Origin of the sequence: Nostoc sp. (genome assembly GCF_035638895.1) — a bacterium.
Taxonomy (GTDB): Bacteria; Cyanobacteriota; Cyanobacteriia; order Cyanobacteriales; family Nostocaceae; genus Nostoc.
The window spans coordinates 1-1,807 of sequence record NZ_DASQZC010000421.1 but is presented as its reverse complement, the minus strand read 5'-3'; the positions used below and the strand labels follow the sequence as shown (position 1 = coordinate 1,807).

Genomic DNA, 1,807 nt, shown 5'->3' with positions numbered 1-1,807 from the left:
GATGCTATTTTCCTTAATCAGTGTCTTGCTTACCGCACTATCTGGCCAGGTGCTTATAATCAAAAGTTTTCTTTGTCTCAACGGTTAGCTACAAATATTTTGATGAAGGAAAAAATTTACGCCTTGGTGGATGAGCAACATTGCTCAAAAATTCCTCATCTTCAGGATATAAAAAATTACCTGAAACTTCATTGGATTTTAGTAGCACTGAAGCAAAAGAATATCAAAAGTTTTCTTTCAATGATAGATCCTTCTATACTTTCTCCTCAGTCTTGGAAGTTTTTGCTAACTTCTGCCTCATCACGCCGCTTTCAGGGAAACAATTCTCAGGTTCGGAAATTTGTGTTGATTGAGTCGTAACTTATTAAGCTTTAACGATGGTTTTTGCTGTTCAAAACTTAGCATTTACAAAAGTGAATAAGTAGATAATTTCGTAAATTCATGACGAATTAAGAGTTGAAATTGAAATGAACTGAGAAATTTGAGCAGTAAAAGCTGCTGCTCAGATTTCAGTGAGGACGCAGAGTCTGTTTTCGTCAATTCGCTATGAACTTATGCAATTGTAAAGTCAGAAGAGTATTTCAGGAGAGCAAAGAAGGCTGTAGCGACTGAAATAGCAGATTTAGTCTTGAGAATTTTGGATTTTTACCCCGATTTATCCAGCTATTAATGAATAAGTCTTTAAGCTAAGTAATTAGTTATAAACGCTCTTGGTCAGTAGCAAGTGTCAATTTTATGCACTACTGACTACTTTTGAGTTGTCATTGAACACCTCAAGAATTATGTTGATTTCCACTCAGCCACTTATCTTTATTTTTTATACATATCTCAAAGATTATGCGAATCATCCATATTTTGAATCACGTTCAAGAAATAGGTAACGGTATTGTCAATGTAGCTGTGGATCTAGCTTGTTTACAGGCTAAATCTGGTTATGAGGTAGCGGTTATTTCGGCTGGTGGTGAATATGAAAAATTACTAAATATATGTGGTGTCAAACACTACCAACTAGACCAAACTAGGAAACCGATAAGTATTATTAAAGCGGCTGTGCGTTACCTGGCGATCGCAGCAGAATTTCAGCCGGATATCGTTCATGCCCACATGATGACGGGAGTTATCCTAGCCCGCGTTTTTAAAGGGCATAAATATGCTTTAGTTTCCACAGTCCATAATGAATTTCAGCGTTCTAGTTTGTTGATGGGTTTAGCTGATAGGGTAATTGCTGTTAGTAAGGCTGTGCGAGATTCTATGGCACGGCGTGGTATTTCAGAAAACAAGTTGCGGGTAGTTTGTAATGGAACCTTGGGCAGCCCCCGCACGCGACAAATACAAGATTATCAACCTTTACCGTTACAGCGTCCAGCGATCGCAACTGTAGCCGGGATGTATCAACGTAAGGGAATCGCCGAGTTAATCGCTGCCTTTGAACAAATTGCCTCAGATTTTCCTCAAGCGCATCTTTATTTGGTAGGAAATGGCCCTGATAAACAACTATTTGAGGCCCAGGCACAAGCAACTTCTGTAAAAGAACGGATTCATTTTGAAGGCTTCCAGCCGGAACCTCAACGCTATCTGATATCTTGTGACATATTTGTGCTAGCTTCCCACCGCGATCCTTGCCCCTTGGTACTTTCGGAAGCTAGGGAAGCTGGAACTGCGATCGTTGGCACTCAGGTAGACGGAATTCCTGAAGCTTTGGACAATGGACAAGCAGGACTTTTAGTACCAGCAAAAGATAGTAATGCTTTGGCTGGAGTTTTAGTGCAATTACTGAGTAATGCCGATATGCTGCACGGATGGAAAC

At 39.9% G+C, this 1,807-nt stretch carries 1 protein-coding gene and 1 pseudogene; both read left to right on the top strand.

Annotation, left to right across the window (positions count from 1 at the left end; translation table 11 throughout):
• Positions 1-360 (top strand): annotated as a pseudogene (locus VE944_RS21065) (glycosyltransferase family 2 protein); the annotation flags it as partial.
• A gap of 477 nt (positions 361-837) precedes the next feature.
• Positions 838-1,807: glycosyltransferase (locus VE944_RS21060; RefSeq protein WP_324981400.1), on the top strand; the 970-nt coding region annotated here is incomplete at its 3' end.